The organism is Cecembia lonarensis LW9, from assembly GCF_000298295.1.
Classification (GTDB): domain Bacteria; phylum Bacteroidota; class Bacteroidia; order Cytophagales; family Cyclobacteriaceae; genus Cecembia; species Cecembia lonarensis.
In genome coordinates this window covers 1-7,946 of record NZ_AMGM01000133.1, presented here as the reverse complement: position 1 = coordinate 7,946, position 7,946 = coordinate 1, and the positions used below count along the sequence as shown (strand labels likewise).

The 7,946-nt window shown below is 44.6% G+C and carries 7 protein-coding genes; 3 read left to right on the top strand and 4 right to left on the bottom strand.

Annotation, left to right across the window (positions count from 1 at the left end):
- Positions 1-47: 47 nt before the first annotated feature.
- The gene (locus tag B879_RS19845) at positions 48-1,829 is read right to left on the bottom strand and encodes an ABC transporter ATP-binding protein (protein ID WP_009187016.1); all 1,782 of its coding nucleotides are present in this window, start codon (positions 1,827-1,829) and stop codon (positions 48-50) included.
- Positions 1,807-3,624, bottom strand: a complete 1,818-nt coding sequence (locus B879_RS19840; RefSeq protein WP_009187015.1) for an asparagine synthetase B family protein — start codon at positions 3,622-3,624, stop codon at positions 1,807-1,809. The genes B879_RS19845 and B879_RS19840 overlap by 23 nt, the downstream gene beginning before the upstream one ends.
- A gap of 244 nt (positions 3,625-3,868) precedes the next feature.
- Here B879_RS19840 and B879_RS19835 point away from each other — a divergent pair, with 244 nt between their 5' ends.
- The 3 genes from B879_RS19835 to B879_RS19825 are packed head-to-tail and all read left to right on the top strand — an operon-like array spanning position 3,869 to position 5,556.
- A complete protein-coding gene (locus B879_RS19835) occupies positions 3,869-4,810 on the top strand; it encodes a phosphoenolpyruvate carboxykinase (ATP) (protein WP_009187014.1) in 942 nt (313 codons plus the stop codon).
- A gap of 19 nt (positions 4,811-4,829) precedes the next feature.
- Positions 4,830-5,117 (top strand): PqqD family protein, encoded by a 288-nt coding sequence (locus B879_RS19830; RefSeq protein ID WP_040401357.1) that lies wholly within the window; start codon positions 4,830-4,832, stop codon positions 5,115-5,117.
- Complete coding sequence (locus B879_RS19825) at positions 5,101-5,556, top strand: lasso peptide biosynthesis B2 protein (RefSeq protein ID WP_009187012.1); 456 nt, start codon at positions 5,101-5,103, stop codon at positions 5,554-5,556. Before B879_RS19830 ends, B879_RS19825 begins: the two co-directional genes overlap by 17 nt.
- Before the next feature lie 148 nt (positions 5,557-5,704).
- Here the strand turns inward: B879_RS19825 and B879_RS19820 are convergent, their stop codons facing one another.
- Positions 5,705-6,757, bottom strand: coding sequence for a nucleotidyltransferase domain-containing protein (locus B879_RS19820; RefSeq protein WP_202949668.1), 1,053 nt, complete (start codon positions 6,755-6,757; stop codon positions 5,705-5,707).
- Between the two features lie 681 nt (positions 6,758-7,438).
- Positions 7,439-7,816, bottom strand: a complete 378-nt coding sequence (locus tag B879_RS19815) for a GxxExxY protein (RefSeq protein WP_009187008.1) — start codon at positions 7,814-7,816, stop codon at positions 7,439-7,441.
- Between the last annotated feature and the right edge of the window lie 130 nt (positions 7,817-7,946).

The window sequence follows — 7,946 nt, the reverse complement described above, 5'->3', positions numbered from 1 at the left end:
ATTTCATTCCGAAATCCCACTTCCGAAATCCCCCTTCCGACCTTCCCCTAAAAACTCTGATTCCGGTACAAGTCCTGAAACAATCCGCCTTTTTCCACCAATGCCTCAAACCTCCCCTCCTGGGCAATCCTCCCCTCCTCCATCACATAAATATAATCCGCATCTTTCAGATTGTACAAGCGGTGGGTAATCAATATGATCACCTTATCCCTGGCCTGGGACTTGAAATGCCGGAAAACCTCCGTTTCCGTGATCGCATCCATCGCGGAAGTGGGTTCGTCCAACACAATCACCTTGGGATCCCGATAGAAAGCCCTCGCCACGGCCAATTTCTGCCATTGCCCCCCACTGAGGTTCTTGCCCCCCTGAAAAATCCGCCCCATCTTGGTCTGCGCACCCTCCTCCAGCCTGTACACAAAATCCGCAGACTGGGAAGCTTCAATAGCCCCTGCCAACCGCCGTTCATGGTCCTCCTTTACCTCCTTGCCCAGAGAAATGATGTCCTCCACCGAAAAATAATACTTCTGAAAATCCTGGAACAAAATCAGCGCATTCTCCCGAAAAGCCTGTTTCCCGATCTCCCCCAAAGGAATCCTGCCATAAGAGATTTCTCCCTCTTCGGGATGGTAAAGTCCCGCTAGCAATTTCACCAAAGTAGACTTACCCGAACCATTGGCCCCCACAATGCCGATCACCTTGCCTTGGTGAAAATCCATATTCACCTCCGACAGGACTTTCCTATCTGTCTGCGGATAGGCAAAGGAAAGCCCCCTGATACTGATGCTGCAATCGTTGGCAGGGAAAGCTTGGGCCTCCTCCTGCTTGTCCTCCGGCAGGGGAATGTCCAGAAACTTGAACAGATCGGCCAGAAAAATCCTTTGCTGGATCAGGGCAACCAGGGAATTCAAGAAATTCTTCAGATGCGTCTGCATGCGCTGAATCCCTTGAATATACACCACCAAGAGAGAGATGGCCAAGGCCCCAAAAAAGGCCTGCTTGGCAATGCCGATCAAGACCAAAAAAAGCACCACCACCTCTGCCATTTCTGCCAGGATGGAATAGCCCAGCAACCTGCGCTGCAAGTTCTTTTTCTCCCCATAGATGTATTTGCGGATGTCCTTGAAGCGATTCAAGAGTGCCTCCCCAAAATTCAGCGTCCGGATCTCATGGGCAAAGGCCTCCTGGGTCAGCACGCTGTGGTAATAATCCGATTCCCTTTCCTTGGGAATGATCCTGGCCTCCAGGCGGTAAAGCAGGTAACCACTGAACCATTTCACCATGGCCAAGGGAATGGCGATCAGCAGAATGATCCAGGCATAGGCAGAGATCAGGGAAAAGAAATAACCCAACAAGAGCAGCAAGGCCAGGGCATTACTGAAGGTATCAAGGATCAGTTGGTGCAGGTAAGGGAGTTTGTAAATAGCCTGACTCTGGGCGAGGTGCAGGGAGTCATGGTAGGCATGGTCCTCAAAGTAGGGATAGGGTATGCGGATGGATTTTTCGATGATGATGGCCGAACTCTTATCCGTCAACTGCTGCTGAAAGAGACCCGCGATATAGGCATTGAACTGGCTCAGGGCGGTGGAAAAGAGTTGAATACCGAGCAGGACCAACATCCACCAAAGCACCTCTTCATAGGTACTTCCCTCTTCTATGATGGCATCAAAGAGTTGCTTCGTAGCATAGAGTATCCCGACCGGCAGAGCCGACTGCAGCAGGTACAGGGCACCTTGCAGGAGCAGCATTTGAGGTGAAGTACCCCATAGCAAACCCAGGGCCCTTTGGTAGGCCGAAAATGAAAATTCCCTAAAAATCCTTTTGAGTTCCATGGCTTGGCCAGTTCAGTCCAATGATAAAATCCAATTCTTTCATAAAGGCCAACCGTTCTTCTTTGTCTTCTCCATGTACATGGGGTTTATTCCTAAAAACCTCTGCATCTATCATCAAACCTGTATGGTTTTTTATCCGATAATCCCTCAAAGCTTCTATTTTTTTATGACTATAATCATCATAAAAGGCCAAGGTATAAGCATAATTGTATTTGTACTGCAAGCGTACTCTATCAGGTAAAAGCCCTTTACAAACATTTCTGAACAAGGCCCTGGAGAAGGGCTTGGGTTTAAACAATTCCACCGGCAAGGAATACAACAATTGGATCAAACGGATATCTGCCAAAGGATACACCGTTTCAATACTATACCGAATCGCATAGCTACCCTCGGATTCAGCCCGCTGGGCAGTATGGTAGCGAAGCGCATGGTTTTTAAGAAACTCCCTATAGGTAGGATAAAATGGAAAGGAATCATCCTGCAACATTTGGTGAAATGGAGATTCCGGATGCAATAAATCCCTTTCTTGTTGGATTTTCTGATAAGCCGGATAACCGGTGCCTTGTCTTTTGTACTGAAAGTAGCGAAAGATATTCCTCAGTCCGCCCACACGGAATTCAAACAGGTATTGCAATATCCCCCACATATTTTTATTCCCCAGGTATTCATAAAAAAAGTGATGCCCAAATTCCGATACCCCCTCATCACCTGGAAACCCACTGAACATCAGCTCTACGCCTTGCTTTTCCCCGGCCAACTTAAACAGCGAATCCTGCCAAAAACTGTCTCCATCTTCCCAGCCTCCCATGACAAGATTCCTGGTCTGCAGTTCCTCTTGGATGTCCCGGTAATGAAACCGGGTGATGTGGTGGTGGTTTTCCGGAACTAAGGCTGCATAACGAATAATTTCCTGTTGGGTCTCTTGTTCATCTGTTTTAGTCTTGGAATGGACTTTACTCTGTTCATCCAATACAAAAGAAAACGTATGCAATTGCCGCTTATCCATCATCTTGGAAAGCAAAACCGTGATCACTGAGGAATCCATACCTCCGGACAACTGTGCCCCTACCCTTTGTTTACCACGGATACGGCAACGGACAGCTTCTTCCAAATGCCTTCTCACCAAGGCATAATAGTCCTCTCTGTTTTTGAATCTGGGTAGTTCCAAAGGCTTTAACTCCCAGTATTTTTTCTCTTCCAAAAGGGCCCCATCCGTAAGCATATAATGCGCTGGCTTTAATCGCATGATATCTTTAAAAAAAGTCTCTCCTACCTCCGGTGGATAATTTTTCAAATGCTTGGCCAGGTAAGGCAAGTTGAGCGGCAGTTTGCCATCAACAGCACTTTTTATGGAGGGAATAAAAGTGGAAAAAATAATGGATTCCCCAACCTGTAGGTAAAACAAAGGCCTGATTCCTGCCTGATCTTTGGCCAGGAAAATTTGCTGTCTTTTCCTGTCCCAAATGGCAAAGCTGAAATCACCGATCAAATGCTTCACACAGTCTTCCCCGTATGCATCATAAGCAGCCAAAAGCACTACTTCATCAGACACCGCCTCCCCAAGGCCTAAAAGCGGCAAAAGTTCATCCCTATTATCCAATCTTACCCAGGCAGCTAAGTGGTAATCCGGAAATTTTGACATTATTAAGGCGTCCTGATTGGGGGAATAATCACTAATAAAACAGCGCGGCTCCTTCATTGTCCTGGATTTCTGAGTAGAAGAAACCTCAAATTGCTGGACAATGCCCTGCAGCTGAGCTGGATCTTTACCTATTACCCCAAAAAAACCTTTCATCTATTGCATCATTTACTTAGTTAGCAGACATATCCCCTCTTTGCTTGATTTCAAGCGCCTATAGAGACAAAACCCGTTCCATCTCATCCAACTAAACTCAACTTTATAAAATCCAATATACTCCATTAAATTCCTGCAATTATTGCACTTTTTTTAGAATATAAAAACACTAAAAATAATTTAAATACATATTATTGTTAATATTATGCATTTTACATTTCTTTGAATCTCGGAATTCAAGGTTATGGCTTTTTTTTATCAGGTTTTTGGTTTGGTGTGCGATTCAGCGCTGGAGATCCCTGCTTTTTTCCCCATTAATGGTGAAAATAGAGTGGTGGATTTTACCTTACGATTGGGTAAGGTTCAGAAAGCATTTAGCCAGCCGGGGGTCTGGAGTGATGCCAATTCCTGCATGAATGCCCAGGAATTTTTCATGGAAGTACCAAATATAGCCAGATATTTTGTCAAAAATGGGCAGGAAGTGCTTGTAGAACCCTTATGTGAGGACATGAGGGACGTATTGCTGTATTTCAAGTCCAATTGCCTCGCTGCCCTCTTGTTCCAAAAAGGAAAAATCCCCTTTCATGTTTCCGGAGTGGTAGATAAGGACGGTGGGGTATGGTTGTTTTCTGCTGATTCGGGCATAGGCAAGTCCACCACTGCCCTCAAACTGAAAGAAAAGGGATACCCACTGTTTACAGATGATACGGCTTTGATAGAAGTGGCGCATGGGCAATGCTGGGCAAAGGCTTCTTACCCTTTGATCAAAGCATGGCCTCAGACCATGGCGCATCAGTCCATGTACAGCAATCAGGAAAGCTTTCCCCTTTTCTCCGGCAATGACAAGCAGGGGATTCACTTTCATCAGGAATTTATTCATCAGGCTTTGCCTGTCAAAGGGATAGTATTTTTGAAAATAGAGGGAGACCGTGTTCAGGTCAGGCCATTAAAAGCCGTGGAAGGCATGTCCTTATTACTGTCCAATGTATACCGTGGGCATTGGGTGACGGCCTTGAACCAAAACCCCTTGCAGTTCAAAACCGTGGCTGCCATTGCCCAAACCACCAGGTTTTGTGAGGCCGTCCGGCCTAATCAGCAGGAGAGTTATGAAACTTTTGCCAATGCCATCATTGAAAAAATCTTTATCCATGAAGGCAATGGCTGTAAGGCTGTAAGTTATGCATAAATCAATTCAAAAGGAGACTATGAAGGTAAAAGCAGAAAGCGTATATCGGGTACAGGAAGAAAGGATACTGTTTACCGAATTAGGGGATGAAGGGGTGATTTATGACATGGGAAAAAACGATTATTTCAGCCTGAATGAAACCTATTGCAGCATTTTTCTGAAAATCAGAAAAGGCTTAGGAATGGCTGGAATCGTACAGGAATTGGTGGAGGAATATGCGGTAGATCAGGCTACCTGCGAAAAGGAGGTTAGGGATGTGATTCAGGAATTAATGAAGCGGGGATTTATCCATGAGGTTGTTGCTTAGAAAAATAAAAAGTTTTCAAGGCTTAAGCCCCAGACAGCGGAAATTTGTCATTTGGGTTTTTGGCCTGTCCATTTCCCGCTACCTATTGCGGTTCCTTGGATCAGACAAAGCCTTTACAGAAAAGCTAAAAGTTGACTACGATAAAGCGGCCAATCCTACAGAAGAACAAATGGCCATCGCCTTTGATATTGCCAAAGCCATTCGTATAGCAGACCAGTATATCCCATGGCCGAATGTGTGCCGGCATCAGGCCTGGCAGGCTGTAGTTTTATGCAACAAATACCAACTGCCTTATGGTTATCATGTGGGATTATATAAAAATGAGGAAAAATTAATAGATGGCCATTGTTGGGTAGAGATCTCAAACAGCATCATTACAGGAAATATAGATGTAACAAAATACAAACTAATCAATTTTATAAACCATGAACAATACTAAAAAGAAAGTCTGGGAAAAACCTGCCATCCAAAACATTAAGATCAATTCTGGAACAAGATCAGGAAACAATGAAAACCGAAATTTCCACAACCCTACAATTTTGAACTCATAACAGGGCAATCAAATCCTTTTATTTTCCACATAGATTCTAAAGCTTAGATTTTAGCTTGTAGAATATCACAGGTATGGGTTTTAAGGGCCACCAGCCATGATTTACCACTGCCGGAGGAAGGGTGGATAATTTCAATAAGGCTAATTTGTATCTCCAAGAGGAGTGCAGGCTGAGCTTATAGCGCAAATACAGCAAAAAGGAAGTGAAACCATCATAAAGTTTTCCTTCCTGATCTGTAATTCTAGATTGTGCAAAAGCCAGCAAAAAAGGAGCCGGCGGGGAAGTTAGCATGCCCAGTTTTTCAGGGTTAAATTCGGGCTTTAGATAACTACTGACCAGACCCTGTGTCAAAGCCAGCATGGTTTCTGCGCCTAACTTTTTAACCAGAAACATAAATTTCTCCTGATCTATTTCCAGTCGATCAGAAAATTCCCCCACATCCAGCAGCCACTTTAACCGGAACCAGGCATGCTTGGAGCCATGGATAATGAGGTAGAGCAATTCCATTTCATTATCCAACACCTTAAAGGCACGGCCGCTCAGTGTCAGGGTTTGAACATGGGCTAAAACTAGTGCATCAAAGGACTTGTCCTCCACCAATGGCTGATTGAATAATTTCCAATGCACCTCCACATTGATCCCCCTTTCTTCCTGAAGCAATATAAAATGACTGGCCATTTCCATCAGGTCCTGCTGTCTGCCAGGTTTGTCCGGCCAGGGATATTCCCCAGGTACAAAACCCATCTCTTGGAAAAGGGCTATCACCTTGCTCACCTGATCTCTGGCAACTAGGATATCAAAGTCTTTGTAATACCGGTAAGTTGGGTCTCCATATATCCTTTGGGACAACAAAGGCCCTTTGATATTTAAAAAATCAATCCCTGCAGCCTTTAACTGATCTGTCAACTCAAAAAACACTTTCAGGTCTCCAAGCCTTTTGATTTTGTCCTCCCAATCCAGTTTCGCCTGATGCTCTCCCAATACATCGTCTATCTGCTGATGGCTGAGGCGGTGACGGTGGTAAAGCACTTCTCTACTAAAGTCTTGGATTAAGCCTTGGAATTTACTTTGAGCATCTATTTCCGGCATCGGAGTCATGGTATAAAGGTAAAAATTTTTTAAGGCTATGCTTTCGCAAAGGGAGCAAAAAGAGACCCGCTTAGCTGCCACTTTAAGTCAACTTTACAAAATACAATGAATTCTTGGAATTTAGCGAAAAGTCGGCGAATGGTCGGAGTACAGACGGAGTACGGTCGGAACACCCTCGGAGGATCCTACTATGATTTTGGAATAAATCGATGTAAATACAGTAGGTTGGGGGGAGGAGTGGAAAGGGTTCAAATGTTCAGTGTTCAACGTTCAGGGGAACGGTTAAAGGTTAACAGTTAACGGTTAACTGTTAACATGTTAACGAGTTCAATGTTCAATGTTCAAGGTCCATAATTGCCGTTTTTTATAGAATACAAACACTTCGAATTCGCTCAGGTTTTTAGGGAACGAAGATACTTCGGCTTCGCTCAAGTTTTCTTAATGGCACGCCGATACTTCGGCTTCGCTCAGTACAAGTGACGCAGATTTAGCTGATGATCGCACCCGCCTGAACGGAACGGGCAGGGATTTTTTCAAGCTCGGATCAGCGATCATCCGTACCATCTGCGTCCATCAGCGTTCTATCATTGTGAGCTCCGCGAACAACCTGCGTTCCATCCTTGTGAGCCTGCGAACAATCAGTGTTCTATCCCGTGAGCTCCGCGAACAACCCGCGTTCTATCATCTATTTGTAAATATTTTTCTTTTAAACTGGGGTCTTTTCCCGAAGTTCAACAACAACCCCACCTCTTTATCCGTCGCCTTCAAATAATTGATCAACTGGAATTCATGTTCTTCCACCAAGCCTTCAGCCGCTTTGATCTCTACGATCACTTTATCCTCCACCACCAGGTCAGCATAGTAATCCCCTACCTGTAATTCTTTGTAGTAAACTTTAATCGGTTGCTGTTTGACTACCCAATAGCCTGCTGCTGTGAGTTCATGAAACAGGGCATTTTCATACACCTTCTCCAGGAATCCATAGCCCAAAACATTATAGACCTTATAAAAAGCATTGATCACCCCGTCGGTGATGTCTTTATATTTAAAATCTTCCATAGTGAATTTTTAATGGAACATGGAGAAATGGCACGCAGATGCACGCTGATTAGACAGATAATCGCAAATTCACACCAGCTCAGATCCGCGTTAATCCGTTAAATCCGCGTTTATCCCTGCCTGCTGACCG

Excerpts from the sequence above, each read along its gene's own strand:
- B879_RS19845 (WP_009187016.1), bottom strand. The coding sequence starts at position 1,829 with ATGGAACTCAAAAGGATTTTTAGGGAATTTTCATTTTCGGCCTACCAA.
- B879_RS19830 (WP_040401357.1), top strand. The coding sequence starts at position 4,830 with ATGAAGGTAAAAGCAGAAAGCGTATATCGGGTACAGGAAGAAAGGATA.
- B879_RS19840 (WP_009187015.1), bottom strand. The coding sequence starts at position 3,624 with ATGAAAGGTTTTTTTGGGGTAATAGGTAAAGATCCAGCTCAGCTGCAG.
- B879_RS19835 (WP_009187014.1), top strand. The coding sequence starts at position 3,869 with ATGGCTTTTTTTTATCAGGTTTTTGGTTTGGTGTGCGATTCAGCGCTG.
- B879_RS19820 (WP_202949668.1), bottom strand. The coding sequence starts at position 6,757 with ATGCCGGAAATAGATGCTCAAAGTAAATTCCAAGGCTTAATCCAAGAC.
- B879_RS19825 (WP_009187012.1), top strand. The coding sequence starts at position 5,101 with ATGAGGTTGTTGCTTAGAAAAATAAAAAGTTTTCAAGGCTTAAGCCCC.
- B879_RS19815 (WP_009187008.1), bottom strand. The coding sequence starts at position 7,816 with ATGGAAGATTTTAAATATAAAGACATCACCGACGGGGTGATCAATGCT.